Genomic DNA, 18969 nt, shown 5'->3' with positions numbered 1-18969 from the left:
GCGGTCACTTGCCCCACTGTGCGGCGGTGGCGGTGATCGGGTTCGCCGATGGGTCGAAACCGTTGACCGACTTCCCGGTGCCCCAGTTCAGCGTCGGGGAATAGAGCGGGAAGTTCATCACGTCGGTGTTCAGGATCATGTACGCCTTCTGGTACGCCTGCTGCCGCTTGGCCTGGTCGTCGGTCGACTGCCCCTCGGCCATCAGCGCGTCCAGCTCCGGGTTGCAGTAGCGGGCGATGTTGGCCCCGTTCGGGGACCGCTGTGCGCAGGTGACGCGGGTGGCCAGCAGGGACGGTTCGGGGACGGCCATGGTCAGCGGGCTGATCAGGACATCGAAGGTGCCGTCGGTGACGAGCTTGCCGCTGTCGGCCGCCGTCACCGGGGTGATCTTGGCCTTGATACCGGCCTCGGTCAGATTGCCGACCACGATCCGCATCACCGCGTCGCGGTCCGCCTGCCCGGGCACGATCTGCAGGTTCACCTCGGTGTTCGGATCCCAGTTGGCCTCCTGGAGCAGCTGCTTGGCCTTGTTCACGTCCCGGTTGTAGGGATTCTTGTTCGGCGGGACCACCCAGTCGGGGGCGAACAGGTAGGCATCGAGGGCCTTGCCCTCGCCACCGATCACCGAGTCGACGATGCCCTGCCGGTCGATGGCGTACATGATCGCCTGCCGGACCTTCTGATCCTTCAGCTTGCTGGTCGGGGTGACCACGGTGTGCAGGGTCATCGCCCGGTTGCCCGGCTTCTGCACCACGGTGATGTTCGGGTCGGACTTCATCGACTTCACATCGGCGGCCGGGATCTCGGCGGCGTCGATCTCACCGGTGCCGAGCTGCGCGGCCGCCACGTCCCCGGTCAGGTACTTGGCGTAGACCTTGTCCATCTTCGGCTTGGGGACGTAACCCGGGTTGGCGGTGAACTCGGTCTGATCGTCGGAGATCCACCGGCTGAACAGGAACGGGCCGCTGCCGACCTTGGGCTCGCGGAAGGCCTGGTTGCCCTTCCACTGGTCCCGCGGGATCGACTCGTAGACGTGCTTGGGCGCGAGCGCCGCCTCGGTGAGCAGCGCCGGGAAGCCGACGTTCGGGGTGTTCAGCTCGATCTTCAGCGTGGTGTCATCGGGCGCGGTGATGCCGGTGACCTCCTGCGCCTGACCGTTGCGGAACTCCTGGGCGCCCTTGACCGAGCCGAGGTAGCCGTTGATGTAGGAACCGGTCTTCTTGTCCAGGTGGCTCTCCAGCGCCCACTTCAGGTCGGGTGCGGTGATCGGCTTGCCGTCACTCCACTTGCCGTCCTTCTTCAGGTTGAAGGTGAACGTCTTGCCGTCCTGGGCGAAGTCCCAGGACTCGGCGAGCCGGCCCTCGTACTTGCCGTTGGCCCAGGTGAGCAGCGGCTGGAAGACCAGGTGCACCAGGGTCTGGTCGGCACCGCCACCGGCGTCGTAGGGGTTGATCCCGGTGGCCTTCTGGTAGAGGTAGAAGCTGAAGTTCTTGTTCGCCTCGCCGCCCTGGCCGCCCTGGCCACCGGCGCCCCCCGACTGGCCGGCCGGCGCGCAGCCCGGCAGGGCCAGCAGCGCAGCGGTCAGCGCTGCTGCGACTGCCACTTTCCTCGAAACGCCCACGAGATCCTCCTTGTTCTGGCAGAACGCCGTTTCACTTCCCCGGACGCGAGGTCCAAGAACTGCAATCACTCTGGGTCAGCCCCCAGGGCCTGTCAACCTTTCCCGCCGACCTGTAATGCGCCTGAGACCGTTGCCGTGCCCGCACCACCCCGGCCCACCCACCGCCGTCCCCAGCAGTTGTGAAACCCTATTCCATGTTGGTGTCCGATGTCACCCGTCACACGCCCGCACCGTTCATCGAGTAGCGCCCCCGGCGCAGCGAAGCGGAGCCGGGGGCGCGTGTCGAGATGAACCCCCACCCCACAGACAGAAAACCGCCCCACTGCCGAAGCAGCGGGGCGGTTCTGGGTGCAGTGGGTGCGGTACCGCGTCAGCGGCGGCCGCCACGGCCGCGCCGGTCGACGTCGACGAAGTCGACCCGGACCTGTTCGCGGCCGGCCAGCGCGGCGACGACGGTACGCAGGGCACCGGCGGTCCGGCCCTGCCGGCCGATCACCTTGCCGATGTCGCTGGGGTGCACCCGCACCTCGAGCATCCGCCCGCGGCGCAGGTCCTTGTCGCTGACCCGGACGTCGTCGGGGTTGCCGACGATGCCGCGGACCAGGTGCTCCAGTGCGTCGGCCAGCATCTCAGGCCTCGGTGGACTCGTCGGCGGTGTCGGTGGACTCCGCCTCGCCATCGTCGGACTTGGCCTCCGCCTTGGCCTCGGCCTGCTGCTTGCTGCTGAACGCCGACACCTTGGCGGAGTCGTCGTTGTCGGCCAGCGCGGCGTTGAACAGCTCGGTCTTGTCGGCCTTCTCCTTCTGCGGGTCGACGCCCGAGGGGCTCTTGTCGCCGCTGAACTTCTGCCAGTCACCGGTGCGCTTGAACAGCGCGACGACGGCCTCGGTCGGCTGGGCGCCGACGCCGAGCCAGTACTGGGCGCGCTCGGAATCGACCTCGATCACCGAGGGGTCGTTCTTGGGGTGGTACTTCCCGATCTCCTCGATCGCCCGGCCGTCGCGCTTGGCGCGCGAGTCCATGACGACGATGCGGTAGTGCGGGGAGCGGATCGCGCCGAGGCGCTTCAGACGAATCTTGACAGCCACGTTGGGTGGTTCTCCTAGTTGACTGCCCCGGTCCTGGATTCTCAGGTCGTTCCGGGGCGGGCGGGTGAGCACGGGCGGACCTGTGGGGCAGGCGTACCCGGGCTCGGGTTCGGATCCACACCCGGCGCGATGAGAGGGCGCGACCGGGCACAGAAGCGGACTCATTCTGCCACAGGGGCCCGGTACCGGCGAAATCTGCGCCAGGCTCAGTCAGCCGCGGTGAAGATCCGGTCCAGCTGGTAGTCCGCCAGCGCGACGGCCTCCTCGGCATCCCAGTAGCCACCCATCACCGGCGCCGGTTCGAGCAGGGCCCAGATGAACCGGGCCTCCTGCGCCGGGTCGACCCCGGCGGCCAACCGGCCGCGGGCGGCGGCACCGGTCAGCAGGCCCCGCAGCAGGTCGATCACCTGGCGTGGGCCGGCGGAGAGCAGGGCCCGGGTCTCGGGGTCGCCGAGGGCGCGGATGTAGTACGCCGCCCCGACGGCCGCCTCGAATCGGGATTCCTCGGTGAGCGGCAGCACCTCGGTGATGATCGTGCGCAGCAGTCGGCGTTCATCGGGACGCTCCCCCAGCGCAGCAACGGCTGCCTGCACCCGGGCGCTGCGGCGCTCGTTCATCGTCGCCAGGGCGAAGGTCAGCATCTCCTCGCGGTCGGTGAAGTAGTGCTGGGTGGTGCCCATCGCCATCCCGGACGCGGCGGCGACCTTGCGCAGACTGACGGCCTCGACGCCCTCGCGCACCACCAGCCGCAGCACCGCGTCGGCGATCTCCCGCCGACGCGCGTCGTGATCCACCACCTTGGGCACCCCGCCCCCTTTCTCATGCGATCGCACGAAATAGTGCTACCGTGTTGTCATGCACTCGCACGATAACCCACCCCACCGGTTCCGGCGGCGGATGGCCGCGGTCCGGGCGGCCGGGTACGCCGAACACGACGTGGCGATCGACGGTGCGTCGATCCACTATGCCGCGGGCCCGGCCAATGGGCGGCCACCGCTGCTGCTGATCCACGGCCAGTCCACCGACTGGCGGTCCTATGCCGCGGTGCTGCCCGAGCTGGCGCGGGACTTCCAGGTGTTCGCGGTGGACTGTCTCGGGCACGGCCGGTCCGCCCGTGATCCCGGGCGCTATTCGGCGCACGCGCACGGGCAGCTGCTGGCGCAGTTCATCGAGACGGTGATCGGCCGGCCGGCCGTGGCCAGCGGTCACTCCTCCGGCGGCCTGCTGGCGGCCTGGTTGGCCGGCAACGCACCGGGTTGGGTGGATGCGGTCCTGCTGGAGGATCCGCCACTGTTCACCACCACGCTGCCGCGGGCGGCGACCACCTGGAACTTCGTCGACCTGGCGACCACCTGCCACGGCTTCCTGACCAGCGCGGAGCAGGACTGGGTGGCGTACCACTGGCGCCATCAGCGGATGTGGCACTTCTTCGGGAAGGCCGCCCCGCGGCTGATCAGGGCCGGCCTTTCCTATCACCGTAGGAATCCCGACCGCCCGATCCGGCTCTGGTTCCTCCCCCAGCTCGACGAGGTCACCCGGGCGATCCCCGCCTACGACCCGCGCTTCGGCGAGGCCTTCTTCACCACGAGTTGGGATTCCGGGTTCGACCTCGAGGCCAGCCTGCGTGCGATCGGCGTACCGGCCACGCTGGTGCACACCAGAGTCCGCCACGACGCCGACGGCATCCTGATGGCCGCGATGGGTGATGCGGAAGCCGCGCGGGCCCGTTCGTCGATCGACCGCGTGGAATTCGTGAAGGCCGACACCGGACACGACTTCCACGGCGCGGATCCGAAACGGTTCGTGGACCTGCTCCGCGAGCTCGCCCGGCGCGCCGAGATGGAGCGACCATGGCAGCAGTCCTGAGTGTCCGCGGGCTGAGCAAGGCCTATCCCTCCTTCGCACTGCGCGAGGTCTCCTTCGAGATGGCCCCCGGCACGATCATGGGTTTCGTCGGGCGGAACGGGGCCGGCAAGACGACCACGCTGAAGTCGATGCTCGGCTTCGTGCATCCCGATGCGGGTGAGGTGGAGTTCTTCGAGATGAGGATGCGGGAACACGAGTTCGAGATCAAGGAGCGGATCTCGTTCACCTTCGGTGAGGTGAATTTCTATCTGAAGAAGACCATCCGCCAGGTCACCGACGCATACCGACCGTTCTTCGCCGGCTGGGACGAGCATGCCTACCGTGCCCATCTGGAGCGCTTCCAACTCGTCGCGACCAAACAGCTCGGCCAACTGTCCCAGGGAATGCGGGTGAAGTACGCCCTGACGCTCGCCCTCTCCCACGGCGCCGAGCTGCTGGTGCTCGATGAACCGACCTCGGGGCTGGACCCGGTGTCCCGGGACGAGCTGCTACGGCTGTTCCGCGGGTTGGTCGCCGATGGGCGGACCAGCATCCTGTTCTCCACCCAGATCCTGTCGGATCTGCAGCGGTCGGCCGACACGATCACCTACATCAAGCAGGGCCGGGTGCTGGCCAGCACCCGGCCTGGCCGACTTCCTGGCCGACCATCGCCCAGCCGGTGGCGGGGCCGCTGACCTCGAATCGATCATGATCAATCTGGAGCGGGAATGAGAGAGATGTCGGTCCTGGTCGGCAAGGACCTGCGGTTGGCGAACCGGCCGCTGTTCGCGATCTTCCTGGCGATGGATGCCCTGCTGCTGGTCCCCACCTATCCCCTGCACGTGGCGCTGATGTGGGTCTGTCTGGCGATTTTCCAGACCCAGTTGCATTTCCGGGAGTCCAACGATGTCTCCTTCTCGATGCTGCTGCCGATTTGCAAGCGCGACCTGGTGCGCGGTCGGGTGCTGTTCTGCTGCCTGGTGGAAGTGCTGCAACTGCTGGTGGCGGTACCGTTCGCGATGCTGCGCCGCTGGCTCGACCCCGGGGCACCGGTGGGTTTCGAGGCCAACCCGGCGCTCTTCGGATCGGCGCTGATCATGTACACCCTGTTCAACGCGATCTTCTTCACCATGCACTTCCGCACCGGGTACGCCCTGGGCCTGCCCTTCCTCTGCGCGGGATTGGCGACCATGGTCTACCTCGGTGTTGCCGAAGCCGCCGCCAACCTGCCCTCGCTGGCACCCGTGCTCGCCGCCACCGATCGGGCGGCCCTTCCCCCGCAGCTCGGAGTCCTGCTGCTCGGCGTACTCGTCTTCACCCTCGGCAACTGGCTCACCTACCGGATCGCCGCCACCCGCTTCGAGCGGGTCGATCTCTGACCGTCCGATTCACCGGCTGTCCACACCGCGCGATTCGCGACCGCCGGGGCCATCGATGAGTGCGGCGAGGCCGTCGAGGGTACGCGCGAGCCCGAATGCCCAGGCGGCCTCGGGATCCCACGCACTGCCCTGCGCCGCGCCGGCCACGGCACCGATGCGTACCGCGCGGGGATAGGTGGCGGGGTCGAAGGCGCGCGCCAGCACCGGCTCGTTCGCGGCCCACCAGTCGGCATCGCTGACCGCGCCATCGGTGGCGGCCCGCACGGCGTCGTGGGTCGATCGCACCAGCGACTGCACGAAGCCGAGCACGAACGTCAGCGCCGCGTCGACGGTGACGTCATCGAGCCCGGTGCCGTCAAAGGCCGCGAGCTCGTGCTCATACTTCGCCAGCAGCCCCGGGCCGAGCGGCGGGCGGCTCAGCGCTGCGACTTCGGTGAGCCAGGGATGATCGGTGAGCAACGTGCGATTGGCCTCGGCAACGGCGGTGACGCGGCGGCGCCACGACCTGCTGCGCCACGGCTTGCGCGACATCTGCAGATACCGGGCGTCCACCATCAGGTCGAGCAGCTCGACCTTGCCGGGCACGTAGGTGTAGACCGACATCGTCGAGACTCCGACCCGTTCCGCGACGCTGCGCATGGTGACACCGCCGAGCCCCTCTTCATCGGCAATGGCCAGGGCGGCCTGCACGATCTGGGCCACGGTCACCGACCGGCTCGGCCCCTTGCGGCGTGGCTCGGCGGATTCCTCACCCCACAGCAGCGCCAGGGTACGGCTCGGCTCACCGACTCCGGTCCTCTCCCTGGTCACGGGAACGAGTCTGCCACGCTTCTCCATACCCCGTACACTGTACGACGTACAACGCCAGGTCACCGAAGGAGCGCCATGCAGATCACCAGCACCGCCATCTCCCTCAATGTGCCCGATGTCGAGGCATCGGCCACGTGGGCGATCGAACACCTCGGATTCACTGCGGCCATGGCCGCGGACGGGTTCACTTCGCTGGCCCACCCGGACGCGGGCATCAACCTCATCTTCCTTCGCACCGGGCTCTCGACGTTCAAGCCCGCATCGGTGGCGGGCACGGCGGACGGACTGCTGGTGGTGTTCACCGTCGATGACATCGACACCGAATACACGCGCCTGCGGGCCGAGGGCGTTGACGTGGTCACCCCCATCGAGACCGAGCCGTGGGGCGAGCGCTACTTCCAGATGGCCGATCCGAACGGCGTCATCTTCCAGCTCGTCCAATGGGTCGAGCCGACCGACCCCCGATACGCGGGTTGAGTCGGATCAGTGCCCATAGGGTCTGATCATGGGACTCTGGGATCGACTGACCGGCCGCGCGAAACACTCCACCACCGAAGAATCCAGCGAAACGCGTCGATCGGTTGCTCCAACCGAGCCTGCGGAATCCACCCGCCCGGGACCGCCGGAATCGGCGACCTCGACCGCGCCGGTGCCCCTGGCCGCTGAAGTCACCCAGTTGCTCGGCGAGCGCGCAGTGTTCCCGCTGGCGGACGTACCCGGGCTCGGCACGATCTGGGTGACCCCTGTCGCACCCGGTGAAGCAGAGGGGGTGTGGCGGCAGTTGTCCTCGCTCGACGGTATCAGTGCGGTGATCGTGGCCGACGCTGACGATCTGGCGGAGGACTACTTCGGCATCCTCACGGTCGATCGGGACCTCGTGGATCACCACGCCCGCATCGATCGGCTCGCGTCCATGGATACGGACACGGACGACATCTTCGACCGCCTGCGCGAGAAAGTCCCCGTCGCCCTGGACGTGGGCCGCCCCGGTGATCCGTTGACGCAATCGACCGAGTTGGCGCCTTCCTCCGGTTACGTGGCGATCTTCCCCGACCCCCGTCGGTGGCTCATCCCGTTGTGGATGGACTATCTCGGCCCGGTCAATCTCGGCATCGAGGCCGACGAGCTCGCGGAGGTGTTGCGAATCTGGGAGCAGCGCTGGGAGGCACGGTTGATGATCATCGGCCCGTCCGACTGGGCGCTGGAGGTCGGCACCCCTCCCAGCGACGACGCCGAGGCGCTCGCGGTGGCAGCGGAACACGGCGTATTGGCCCCGGACTCGGTCGAACCCAACGGACTGTGGGGTTGGGTACCGGTGGTGAGGTCCCACCACTGGGCCCACTGGTGGGACTGACCCCGGCTGGAATGCCGTGTGATCAGAGAATCCCGTGCCGAGCAAGAACCTCGGTGGCGCTGGCACCCGCCTCGATCTCGCTTCGCACGGTGTTCTCCGCACTGGCCTTCTGCAGGGCTCGCTCGAGCACCTCGGACTCGATCTCCTGCGGAATCACGACGACACCGTCCACATCCCCGAAGATCAGGTCACCCGGCCGCACGGCGACACCGCCCACCTCGATCGGTACCCGATAGTCGACGACGGCGGATCGTGGTCGGGAGTCGAGCGCGTACGAGCCGCGCGAGAACACCGGCCAGTTCTGCTCCAGCACCGCAGGCGTGTCCCGGTGATACCCGTCGATCACCGCACCCACGGCCCCGCGGGTCCGCGCAGCCGCCGTGAGGATCTCACCCCAGGCCGCCGCCGAGGACACCCCGGTCGCGGCCACATAGACCTCCCCCGGTTCCAGCTGGTCGAGGGCCTGGGTCAACTTGCCGAAGGGCCGGTCGTTGGCACCGAACACGTCCCCGACGATCACCGGCATCGCCCGACCGAGCAGCCGATGTTCCGCGGTCAGTCCACGAATGTCCGGGGGCAGGAACTGATGCAGGCGCCCCAGCTGATCCAGCACGTCGCCGATCACCGGGGAATAGAGGGTGCGGCGCGCTTCGGCGATCAGCTCGGGTCGGACATCGCGTGGTTCGGTCATGGCCTCACTCCTTCGGTACCTGCTCCAGGTTCTTCAGCCAGGCAGCCGGGCTGGCGTCGGAGGGCATCCGCCAGTCCCCGCGCGGGGAGAGGGCGCCGCCGGAGAGCACCTTGGGGCCGTTGGGCAGCGCGGATCGCTTGAACTGGTTGGCGAAGAAGCGTTTCCCGAAGACCTCGAGCCACCTGCGGATGGTGGCCAGGTCGTAACCGGAGCGCTCGTCGTGCTCGATGTTCGCCGGCCACTGCCCCTGCTGCGGGTCGTGCCAACCGTGCCAGGCGAGGAAGGCGATCTTGTCCGGCCGCATCCCGAAGCGCAGCACGTGGAAGAGGTTGAAGTCCTGCAGCGCGTACGGGCCGATCGTCGCCTCGGTGGCCTGCGGCTGCTCCCCTTCTCGGGTCGGTACCAGCTCGGGGGTGATCTCGGTGTCGAGGATCGAACGCAGGATCGTCGCCACCTCGTCTTCGAAGAGGCCCTCGGAGATCACCCAGCGGATCAGGTGCTGGATCAGCGTCTTCGGTACGCCGGCGTTGACCGCGTAGTGCGACATCTGGTCGCCGACGCCATAGGTGCACCAGCCCAGCGCCAGCTCCGACAGATCACCGGTGCCGAGCACGATGCCACCGCGCTGATTCGCCAACCGGAACAGATAATCGGTGCGCAGCCCGGCCTGCACGTTCTCGAAGGTGACGTCATAGACCTCCTCGCCGCGGCCGGCGGGATGCCCCATGTCGAGCAGCAGCTGCTTCGCCGCCGGGGTGATGTCGATCGTCTCGAAGCTCACCCCGAGGGCTTCGCAGAGTTTGGTGGCGTTGTTGCGGGTGTGCTCGGTGGTCGCGAATCCGGGCATCGTGAAGGCGAGGATGTCGCTGCGCGGGCGCCCCATCCGATCCATCGCGCGAGCGGCGACGATCAGCGCATGGGTGGAGTCGAGACCGCCGGACACGCCGATCACCACCTTGGGCTGACCGATCGCGCGCAGCCGCTGCTCCAGCCCCGAGACCTGGATGGCGTACGCCTCATAGCAGTCCTGGGCGAGCCGGCTGGGATCGGCGGGGACGAAGGGATAGCGGGCGATCTCGCGCCGCAGGCCGATGTCACCGCGGTCGGGGCCGAGCTCGAATTCCACGTGTCGGAAGCGATTCAGCCGATCGGCATGGGTACGCCGGTTGTCGTCGAAGGTGCCCTGCCGCATCCGCTCCTGGCGCAGCAGATCCAGATCGACATCGGCGACCGAGCGCAGCGACTCCATCCCGAAGCGGTCGGTCTCGGCGAGCAGCAGGCCGTTCTCATAGATCATCGTCTGCCCGTCCCAGGACAGATCGGTGGTGGACTCCCCCATCCCCGCCGCCGCGTACACGTAGGCCGCCAGACAACTCGCCGAGGCGGCCCGGCAGAGCAGGTGCCGGGCGTCGGCCTTGGTGACGGTGATCGGGCTGCCGGAGATGTTCACCAGGATCGAGGCACCGGCCAGCGCGGCCTCGGCGCTCGGCGACACCGGTACCCACAGGTCCTCGCAGACCTCAACGTGCACAGCGAATCCGGGCAGATCGACCGCATCGAAGATCAGGTCCGGACCGAACGGCACGCTCTGCCCACCGAGTCGGATCGACTGCCCCCACTGATCGTCACCGGGCGCGAAATGCCTGCGCTCATAGAACTCCCGGTAGTTCGGCAGGTACGCCTTGGGCACCACCCCGAGGATCCGGCCGCGGTGGATCACCACCGCGCAGTTGAACACCCGCGTCCCCCGGCGCAGCGGCGCGCCGACGACCGCCACCGGGTCGAGTTCGGCGCTCGCCGCGACCACCTCGTCGATCGCCGCCAGGGTGGCATCCAGCAACGGGTCCTGCAGCAGCAGGTCGTCGATCGCGTACCCGGTCAGCCCGAGTTCGGGGAACACCGCCAGCGACACGCTCTCCTGGTGGCACTCGCGCAGCACCTCGATGGTGGCGGTGGCGTTGGCGTGCGGATCGGCGATCTGTACGCCCAGGGTGCAGGCCGCCACGCGGGCGAAACCGTGCTCGACGGCTGACCAGAAGTTCATGGTCGCAAGATTGCCATGATGCGCGGATCAGAGCACGACGCGGCCCCGCAGCACGACGCGGATCGGCGTACGCACCAGAGACAGATCCTCGCGGGGGTCGCCGTCGATGACGACCAGGTCGGCGGGGGCGCCGTCGGCGATGCCGGCGAAACCGAGCCAGTCGCGGGCCCGCCAGCTCGCGGCGCCGAGGGCGTGCTCGGCGCTGCCGACCCGCCCCAGCAGCTCGATCTCGCGGCCGATCAGGCCGTGCGGGATCACCCCGCCGGCATCGGTACCGGCGAACACCGGCACCCCGGCGTCGATGCAGGCACCGATGGTCTCGAAGCGGCGGGCGTACAGGTCCCGCATGTGTGCCGCATAACCCGGGAACTTGCCCTCCCCGCGGGCGGCGATGTCGGGGAAGGTCTCCAGGTTGACCAGCGTCGGCACCAGGGAGACCTGGCGGGCGGCCATCATCGTGATGGTCTGGTCGGTCAGCCCGGTTCCGTGCTCGATGCCGTCGATGCCGGCGGCGATCAGCTCGGCGAGCCCCGCCTCCCCGAACTGGTGCGCGGTCACCTTGGCGCCGAGCTGATGGGCGCGGGCGATCGCGGCGGCCACCGCCTCGGCCGGCCAGAGCGGGCCGAGGTCACCGGTCTCCCGGTCGATCCAGTCGCCGACCAGCTTCACCCAGCCGTCGCCGCGGGCGGCCTGCCGCTCCACCTCGGCGACCAGGTCGTCGGGCTCGACCTCGGCGGCATAGTTGCGGATGTAGCGCCGGGGCCGGGCGATGTGGCGGCCGGCCCGGACCAGCCGCGGCAGATCCTCCCGGTCGTCGATCCAGCGGGTGTCGGCCGGTGACCCGGCGTCGCGGATCAGCAGGGTGCCCGCGTCCCGGTCGGTGTACGCCTGCTCCTCGCTGGTGGCGTCATCGACCGCGCCCGCCTCATCGAGGCCGATGTGGCAGTGCGCGTCCACCAGACCGGGCAGGATGTGACCGCCGGCACAGATCGTCACCGCATCGGCGACCGGTTCGAAACGGATCAGCCCATCGACCACCCACAGCTCACGGCGCTCCCCCTCGGGCAGCAGCACCCCGTCCAGGTGCAGCCGCGGCGCGGGCGCGTTCGGATCGATGCGGCGATGCGGCTGGGCGTGGCTGTGGTCGTGTCCCATGGGCTCAGTCTGCCCCGGGCCGACCCGCCCGCGAGCGCGGGGCTCGGCTCAGGCGCGGGTGGCCAGCACCTGGGCGGCGTCGACGATGTCACGCCACTCGGCGGAACCCTTGTTCGCCGGGTCGCTCCAGGCGATCGCGGCCCCCTCGGCGACCCGCAGATTGATCCGGTCCTCCACGGGCTGGGCGGCGATCCGGGCGACCAGGTCGTCGGTGAGCACCTGGGCGGCGTACGCCGGGTCGTCGCCGAAGATCGACACCCCGGGCAGGCCGGGATGATCCGGCAGCTGCTGGCCGATCGGTACGAACTCGTCGTCACCCATCCGGTGGGTGACGATGTCCAGCACCGGGCGCTGCCCGTCGAGATCGACCGCCGCCACCGCGATGGCGTGCTTGTCACCGAGACTGCGGTCCCGGCCGGACTGCGGCAGGGCCCGGGAGGCCCACCAGTCCTGGGTCCAGTAGCTGAAGGGCCGGCCGTCGCGCTGCCCGCGGACCACGTCGTAGGCGCGCTTCTCCCCGCCGAGGCCGAAGGGCGGCGCCTGGAACCGCTCCAGCATCGCCGGGTCGTCGGCGGTGTAGCTGTGCCCGTCGGCCGCGACCTCCTTGCGGAACCGGGCCCGCCCGATGCGGTTCACCAGCAGCAGCACCGCCACACCCAGGAAGAGCAGCACCACCACCAGGATGACGATGATCAGCAGGATCGATCTCACGGGGTCATCAGTCCTTCTTGTCGTTCTTGTCGTTCTTGTCGTTGTTGAACATCTTCTGCAGCTCCGGCGGCAGTTCGAACTCGCTGCCGGAGCCCGCCCCGTTGCCCTTGAACTGTCCCATGTCGAAACCGTGCCCGCCGAAGGCGGCCGCCGGATCGGCCGCCGGCTGCGGCGGCTCGGGCATGACCGGCGCATTGCGCTTGGCCGGGTTGCCGGAGACGCCCTTGCGGTTCTTGCCCTTCTTCGTCTGCTGCTGCTTCTTCTTGCCGCCGCCGGCACCGGGCATCCCCGGCATGCCGGGCATTCCCGACGGCATCTGCCCGTTGGCCAGCGCCGACATCATCTTGCGGGCCTCGAAGAACCGCTCGACGAGCTGGTTGACCTCCGACACCTCGGTGCCCGAGCCCTTGGCGATCCGGGCCCGCCGGGAGCCGTTCAGGATCTTCGGGTCGTCGCGTTCGGCCGGGGTCATCGACAGGATGATCGCCTCCAGCCGGTCGACCTCCCGCTCGTCGATGTTGGCGATCTGATCCTTCATCTCGCCCATCCCGGGCAGCATGCCGAAGATCTTCGACAGCGGCCCCATCCGGCGTACCGCCTTCATCTGCTCCAGGAAGTCGCCCAGGCCGAACTGGGAACCGCCCTTGGACGAGATCTTCTCCGCGGCCTTGCGCGACTGCTCCTCATCGAAGGTCTTCTCGGCCTGTTCGATCAGGGTCAGCATGTCGCCCATGCCGAGGATCCGCGAGGCCATCCGCTCGGGGTGGAAGACGTCGAAGTCCTTCATCTGCTCGCCGGAGGAGGCGAACATGATCGGCTTGCCGATCACCCGCGCGATCGACAGCGCCGCACCGCCGCGGGCGTCACCGTCGAGCTTGGTCAGCACCACACCGTCGTAGCCGACACCGTCGGCGAAGGCCTGGGCGGTGTTCACCGCGTCCTGGCCGATCATCGCGTCGACGACGAACAGCACCTCATCGGGATTCACCGCGGCCTTGATGTCGGCCGCCTGCTGCATCAGCACCTCATCGACGCCGAGCCGGCCGGCGGTGTCGACGATCACCACGTCGTAGAGCTTGCGGTCGGCCTCGACCAGCGCGTCCCGGGCCACCGCGACCGGGTCGCCGACGCCACCGGGGTTGGCGGCCTCGGCCGCGGAGGAGGCCCCGGGGTGCGGGGCGAAGACGTGTACGCCGGCGCGCTGGCCGACCACCTGCAGCTGGGTGACCGCATTGGGTCGCTGCAGGTCGGCCGCGACGAGCAACGGCGAGTGACCCTCGGACTTCAGCCAGTACGCCAGCTTGCCGGCCAGCGTCGTCTTACCGGCACCCTGCAGGCCGGCGAGCATGATCACAGTCGGCGGCTTCTTGGCGAAGCGCACGTTCCGGGTGTCGCCACCGAGGATGTTGACCAGTTCCTCGTTGACGATCTTGATGATCTGCTGGCTCGGGTTCAGCGCTTGGGAGACCTCCTCGCCCTTGGCGCGCTCCTTCACCGCGGCGATGAACTCCTTGACCACCGCCAGGTTCACGTCGGCCTCGAGCAGCGCGATCCGGATCTCGCGCGCGGTGGCGTCGATGTCGGCGTCGCTCAGCTTCCCCTTGCCCCGCAGATTCTTGAAGGTGGCGGAGAGGCGATCGGACAGTGTGTCGAACAAGGCGGTTCCTCGGTCAAATGGGTTCTGGGCGGGATCGAGCGGTCGAGGGCGTACGGGTGCGTGCGCTGCGGACCAACTTTACAAGATGGAGGCCGTCACAGGCCGTTGGTGCGGCCCAGCCAGGCGAGTGCCTGCGGAAATGCCGGGACGTAGGTCTTGAATCCGTGGCCGCCGGTGCCCAGCACGATCTTGGCGGTACCGGGCCACCGTCGGGCCGCCTCGATCATCGCCTTGGAGTCGCCGTCGCCGTAGGTGTTGCCGTCCCAGGACATCTTGTCGCGGGCGGAGGTGACGATCAGCAGTTTCGTCGGCTGCGGGGTGGCGTTCTGGAACTGCCACAGCGGTGTCACCGACCGGCGGAATTCCTCCGAGCCGCCGAAGAGATCACCCTCGCTGGGCTGCACCCACGGATGGTAGTAGCCGCCGATCGAGGCGGCCGCCCCGAACTGGTCGCGGTAGCGCAGCAGCAGGTTGGTGGCGCACAGGCCGCCGGTGGAATAGCCGGCCAGATTCCACTGCCGCCGATCACCGCTGGCTCGGACCGCGGCGTTCACCGCCGCCGGGACGTCGGTGACCAGCCAGGTCTCCGACTTCGGGCCGCCGGGGATGTCGAGGCATTCGGTGTCGCGCGGCGGATGGGTCATCACGGTCGGGAAGACCGCGATGAAAGGTTTCGTGTCACCGCTGGCGATCGACTCGCTGGCCACCTTGTCGAACTCGAACTGGTTGTAGACACCCTCCGGCGTACCGGGAGACCCCGACATCATGAACAGCACCGGGAACTCGGCGTCCGGGCCGGCGCTGAAATAGGCCGGTGGCAGCCACATGAGGATCTCGCTGTTCACCCCGGACGCCTGCCCGCGGACCAGCATCCGCACCAGGGTCGCCCCCGAGGGGGTGGGCCGGGTGCTGGTCGGCGGCGGTTCGGGACGGGCCGGATCCGGGGCCAACGGCGGGCCGACCTGCCGCGGTTGCAGGTCGTTGCTGGCCTCCCGGGTGCCGAGCAGATCGCCCCAGGTCATGTAGAAGCGCATCTCCCGGTTGGCGAGCACCAGCACCGCGAACACGGCCAGGGTCTGCGCGAGCAGGATGGCCACCCAGCGCACCCCGAGCCAGCCGAGGTTGCGGGGTCGTTCGCGGCCGCGCAGCCGCCAGCGGTGCACGGCCCAGCGCCGGCCCCCGGCACCGCTGCGGTCGAGGCGTACCAGGACCAGCAGCGGTATCAGCACCGTCAGCGCGACCAGCAGCACCGCCAGTCCGCCACTTCGCAACCCCACGGGCAAAGTATGACCTGTTTCACCCCGCGGTGAGCCTGTTCAGCCCAGGATGGCGTCCACGAACTCCTCGGCGTCGAAGGGGGCCAGGTCGTCGGGGCCCTCGCCGAGTCCGACGAGTTTCACCGGTACGCCGAGTTCGCGCTGCACCTGGACGATGATGCCGCCCTTGGCGGAGCCGTCGAGTTTGGTCAGCACGATGCCGGTGACATCGACGACCTCCCGGAAGATCCGCGCCTGGATCAGCCCGTTCTGGCCGGTGGTGGCGTCGATGACCAGCAGCACCTCGGTGACCGGTGCCTTCTTCTCGATCACCCGCTTGACCTTGCCGAGCTCGTCCATCAGGCCGGTCTTGGTGTGCAATCGGCCGGCGGTGTCGATGAGCACGCAGTCGACCTCCAGGTCGACCCCGGCGGTCACCGCCTCGTATGCCACCGAAGCCGGGTCGGCTCCCTCGGCCCCGCGGACCGTCGGCACACCCACCCGGGCACCCCAGGTCTCCAGCTGGTCGGCCGCGGCGGCGCGGAAGGTGTCGGCGGCGCCGAGCAGCACGTCGCGGTCCTCGGCCACCATCACCCGAGCCAGCTTGCCGACCGTGGTCGTCTTGCCGGTGCCGTTCACCCCGACCACCATCACCACGCCGGGATCGTCACCGACCCGCTGGTCGTGCAGGGTCCGGTCGAGATTCGGGTCGACCAGGGCGAGCAGTTCCTCGCGCAGGATCCGGCGGGCCTCGGCACCGTCGGTGACGCCCTCAACCTTGAACCGGGTACGCAACCGGTCGACCAGCTCGGTGGTCGGGCCCACCCCGAGGTCGGAGGAGATCAGGGTGGCCTCGAAGTCCTCCCAGGTCTCCTCGTCGATGGTGCCGCCGGAGAGCAGGTTCAGCAGGCCGCGGGACAGGGCGTTGTTCTGCCCGGCCAGGCGGGCCCGGAGCCGCTGCAGGCGGGTTCTCGGTGCCTCGGGACGGTCCAGCAGGTCGGGGCCCGCGCCTGCCGCGGTACCGGCACCGGGGTCGAGGTCCGGGTCGAGCGTGGCGACCCCGCCGCCCTCCCGGTCGTCATCACCGCCGCCGCCGGCAGCACCGGCACCGCCCCGCTGCTCGGCCTCCAGCTCGGCCCGGTGCTGCCGCTCCAGGGCACGTCGCCGACCGACCGCGACCCCGATGCCGATCCCGGCGGCGAGGAGCACGACCGCGCCGATGATGATGCTGAGAATCAGTGGGTCCACGGCCGCCATCCTAGGAGGTTCGGCGCGTACCGGTTGCACCCGAGGGGTACTGCGGGTAGGGGTGGTCAGACCCCAAGGAACTCATGTAACGTGTCCGATTGTCTACAAAAGTACAATCGAGCGACGCGGCCGAGTACAGAGCGAGTACAGAGATCGAGTGATCCGACGGATCACGCGAAGGAGCGACGATGGAGTCCAACTCTGCTGGGGTGTCCCCCAGCGTCCCGCTGATCGACGACGCACCAAAAGAAGCAAGTCCAAAACTGCTCAAACGGGCAGTCACCGCCTCGGCGATGGGCAACGCCACCGAATGGTTCGACTACGGTGTGTACGCCTACCTCGCCACCGAGATCGGGGCGAACTTCTTCCCCGGTGAGCATGAGGCCCTCGGCGCCCTGTTGGGCCTGGCGGTCTCCTTCGTGCTGCGCCCGCTCGGCGGTCTGGTCTGGGGCCCGCTCGGCGACCGGCTGGGCCGATCGAAGGTGCTGGCCACCACGATCCTGCTGATGTGCAGCGCCACCTTCCTGATGGGGTTGCTGCCGACCTTCGACCAGATCGGTATCTGGGCACCGATCCTGCTGATCCTGCTCCGGGTGGTGCAGGGGTTCTCCACCGGCGGTGAGTACGGCGGCGCGGCGACCTTCATGGCCGAGTACGCGCCGGACAAGAAGCGCGGATTCTGGGGCAGCTTCCTCGAGTTCGGCACCTTGGCCGGGCTGACCGCGGGCCTGATCATCGTGGCGGTGCTGCGGTTCTTCCTCGGTGACGCCGCGATGCAGGACTGGGGCTGGCGGATCCCGTTCCTGGTCGCCGGGCCGCTCGGCGGCATCGGGCTGTATCTGCGGATGAAGATGGAGGACACCCCGGTCTTCCAGGAGCTGTCCGAATCCGGTGAGTCCGAGGACGAGGCCACCGGCGCACTGAAGAATCTGCTGAAGGAGCACTGGAAGCCGATCCTGCAGCTCTTCGGCCTGGTCATCGCGCTGAACGTGGCGAACTACCTGCTGCTCACCTACATGCCCACCTACCTGCCGAACACCGTCGGGATGTCCAAGGGCAATGCCGAGATCATGGTGCTGATCGGCCAGGTGGTGATGATGATCCTGCTGCCGATGGCCGGTGCCCTGTCGGACCGGATCGGCCGGAAACCGTGCTGGTGGATCTCGCTGATCGGGTTGTTCGTGCTCTCGGTACCGATGTTCTGGCTGATGGGCAAGGGCATGGTGCTGGCCGTCATCGGCTTCACCGTGCTGGGCGCGATCTATGTGCTGCAGCTCGGTACGATCTCGGCCACCTTCCCGGCGATGTTCCCCTCGCATGTCCGGTACGCCGGGATGGCGATCTCCTACAACGTCGCCACAGCCGCCTTCGGCGGCACGGCTCCGGCCATCAACGAGGCGCTGATCGGCGCCACCGGAAACCCGCTGATCCCGGCGTTCTACATGATGGCCGCCTGCGCGGTCGCGATGGTGGCCCTGCACTTCGTGATCGAGACCAAGGGCGCCTCGCTGCGCGGCCGTGGCGTACCGGGGGTGCTGTCCCGACCCGCCGGCCGTCGCCCCGGTGGCGGCGGGGGTGGGCTCGGTGGCGGTGGTACGCGGCCCGGCCAGCTCCGCCCGACCACCGATTGAACAACCGGTGATCGTCATGGTCCCGGGCTAGGCTCGGGGCCATGACGATCAAGGGTGAATATGTCCCCAGCCCCACCGAGTGGGTCCGCAAGCAGGTTGAGGCGATCGAGGCCGCTGGCGACACCCGCGCCGCCCAGGTGATGGATCGCGATGTGGTGATGCTGACGATGCTGGGTGTCTCCGGCAAGGTCCGCAAGGTGCCGCTGATGCGCGTCGAGCACGACGGCTCGTATGCCGCAGTGGCGTCGAAGGGCGGCGCCCCGGAGAACCCCAAGTGGTATGCCAACGTGAAGAAGAACCCGGTTCTCGACCTGATGGACGGCACCGAGACCTTCGCGGTGAGGGCACGCGAACTCAGCGGCAGCGAGCGCGAGGAATGGTGGGAACGCTGCGTCGCGGCCTACCCGCCCTACGCCGAGTACCAGACGAAGACCGACCGCCAGATCCCGGTCCTGATCCTCGAACCGATCACCTACTGA

The 18969-nt window shown here is 68.6% G+C and carries 19 protein-coding genes; 7 read left to right on the top strand and 12 right to left on the bottom strand.

Features of this window, described 5'->3' with window-relative positions:
- Positions 1-4: 4 nt before the first annotated feature.
- The 4 genes from C8D81_RS01960 to C8D81_RS01945 form a co-directional block, all read right to left on the bottom strand.
- Positions 5-1603 (bottom strand): ABC transporter substrate-binding protein, encoded by a 1599-nt coding sequence (locus C8D81_RS01960; RefSeq protein WP_166646635.1) that lies wholly within the window; start codon positions 1601-1603, stop codon positions 5-7.
- Positions 1604-1991: 388 nt separating this feature from the next.
- Entirely contained in the window at positions 1992-2249 is a 258-nt protein-coding gene (locus tag C8D81_RS01955) for an RNA-binding protein (RefSeq protein ID WP_094359095.1), read from the bottom strand.
- A 1-nt stretch (position 2250) separates the two neighbouring features.
- Positions 2251-2709: a 30S ribosomal protein S16 gene (rpsP, locus tag C8D81_RS01950; RefSeq protein WP_133625466.1), complete on the bottom strand. Its 459-nt coding sequence runs from the start codon at positions 2707-2709 to the stop codon at positions 2251-2253.
- A gap of 206 nt (positions 2710-2915) precedes the next feature.
- On the bottom strand, positions 2916-3515 hold the full coding sequence (locus C8D81_RS01945) for a TetR/AcrR family transcriptional regulator (RefSeq protein ID WP_166646634.1): 600 nt from the start codon (positions 3513-3515) through the stop codon (positions 2916-2918).
- Between the two features lie 49 nt (positions 3516-3564).
- Here C8D81_RS01945 and C8D81_RS01940 point away from each other — a divergent pair, with 49 nt between their 5' ends.
- From C8D81_RS01940 to C8D81_RS01930, 3 genes are read left to right on the top strand one after another with little or no spacing between them, the layout of a single operon-like run.
- Entirely contained in the window at positions 3565-4575 is a 1011-nt protein-coding gene (locus C8D81_RS01940) for an alpha/beta fold hydrolase (RefSeq protein ID WP_094400724.1), read from the top strand.
- The gene (locus C8D81_RS01935; RefSeq protein WP_094424831.1) at positions 4560-5249 is read left to right on the top strand and encodes an ABC transporter ATP-binding protein; all 690 of its coding nucleotides are present in this window, start codon (positions 4560-4562) and stop codon (positions 5247-5249) included. The genes C8D81_RS01940 and C8D81_RS01935 overlap by 16 nt, the downstream gene beginning before the upstream one ends.
- 42 nt (positions 5250-5291) lie before the next feature.
- Positions 5292-5933, top strand: a complete 642-nt coding sequence (locus C8D81_RS01930; protein WP_166646633.1) for an ABC-2 transporter permease — start codon at positions 5292-5294, stop codon at positions 5931-5933.
- A 9-nt stretch (positions 5934-5942) separates the two neighbouring features.
- Here the strand turns inward: C8D81_RS01930 and C8D81_RS01925 are convergent, their stop codons facing one another.
- Positions 5943-6743 carry a TetR/AcrR family transcriptional regulator gene (locus tag C8D81_RS01925; protein WP_172421665.1) on the bottom strand — a complete coding sequence of 267 codons (801 nt, stop codon included), beginning with the start codon at positions 6741-6743 and terminating at the stop codon, positions 5943-5945.
- 75 nt (positions 6744-6818) lie between these two features.
- On the opposite strand from C8D81_RS01925, the gene C8D81_RS01920 reads away from it, so the two are divergent.
- Together C8D81_RS01920 and C8D81_RS01915 are read left to right on the top strand one after the other, a co-directional pair.
- A complete protein-coding gene (locus C8D81_RS01920) occupies positions 6819-7220 on the top strand; it encodes a VOC family protein (RefSeq protein ID WP_094424825.1) in 402 nt (133 codons plus the stop codon).
- Between the two features lie 28 nt (positions 7221-7248).
- Positions 7249-8097: a DUF4253 domain-containing protein gene (locus tag C8D81_RS01915; RefSeq protein WP_094400716.1), complete on the top strand. Its 849-nt coding sequence runs from the start codon at positions 7249-7251 to the stop codon at positions 8095-8097.
- A 22-nt stretch (positions 8098-8119) separates the two neighbouring features.
- Here C8D81_RS01915 and C8D81_RS01910 read toward each other — a convergent pair whose 3' ends face one another.
- The 7 genes from C8D81_RS01910 to ftsY all read right to left on the bottom strand — a co-directional run bounded on the left by C8D81_RS01910 (position 8120) and on the right by ftsY (position 16868).
- Positions 8120-8788, bottom strand: coding sequence for an RraA family protein (locus C8D81_RS01910; RefSeq protein WP_094406679.1), 669 nt, complete (start codon positions 8786-8788; stop codon positions 8120-8122).
- Between the two features lie 4 nt (positions 8789-8792).
- Positions 8793-10832 (bottom strand): NAD(+) synthase, encoded by a 2040-nt coding sequence (locus C8D81_RS01905; RefSeq protein ID WP_094359077.1) that lies wholly within the window; start codon positions 10830-10832, stop codon positions 8793-8795.
- A 27-nt stretch (positions 10833-10859) separates the two neighbouring features.
- Complete coding sequence (locus tag C8D81_RS01900; protein WP_133625465.1) at positions 10860-11987, bottom strand: amidohydrolase family protein; 1128 nt, start codon at positions 11985-11987, stop codon at positions 10860-10862.
- 48 nt (positions 11988-12035) lie between these two features.
- Complete coding sequence (locus C8D81_RS01895; RefSeq protein WP_094400706.1) at positions 12036-12698, bottom strand: hypothetical protein; 663 nt, start codon at positions 12696-12698, stop codon at positions 12036-12038.
- A gap of 7 nt (positions 12699-12705) precedes the next feature.
- Positions 12706-14355, bottom strand: a complete 1650-nt coding sequence (ffh, locus tag C8D81_RS01890; RefSeq protein ID WP_094429438.1) for a signal recognition particle protein — start codon at positions 14353-14355, stop codon at positions 12706-12708.
- Between the two features lie 95 nt (positions 14356-14450).
- Complete coding sequence (locus C8D81_RS01885) at positions 14451-15632, bottom strand: alpha/beta hydrolase (protein WP_133625464.1); 1182 nt, start codon at positions 15630-15632, stop codon at positions 14451-14453.
- A 39-nt stretch (positions 15633-15671) separates the two neighbouring features.
- Positions 15672-16868, bottom strand: a complete 1197-nt coding sequence (gene ftsY / locus C8D81_RS01880) for a signal recognition particle-docking protein FtsY (RefSeq protein WP_094424815.1) — start codon at positions 16866-16868, stop codon at positions 15672-15674.
- Between the two features lie 179 nt (positions 16869-17047).
- Here ftsY and C8D81_RS01875 point away from each other — a divergent pair, with 179 nt between their 5' ends.
- Positions 17048-18490, top strand: a complete 1443-nt coding sequence (locus tag C8D81_RS01875; RefSeq protein ID WP_094424813.1) for an MFS transporter — start codon at positions 17048-17050, stop codon at positions 18488-18490.
- A gap of 41 nt (positions 18491-18531) precedes the next feature.
- Complete coding sequence (locus C8D81_RS01870; RefSeq protein ID WP_094424811.1) at positions 18532-18969, top strand: nitroreductase family deazaflavin-dependent oxidoreductase; 438 nt, start codon at positions 18532-18534, stop codon at positions 18967-18969.

The sequence above is a fragment of the Enemella evansiae genome (assembly GCF_004362375.1).
Lineage (GTDB): Bacteria > Actinomycetota > Actinomycetes > Propionibacteriales > Propionibacteriaceae > Enemella > Enemella evansiae.
This window is presented reverse-complemented; position numbering and strand designations above follow the sequence as displayed.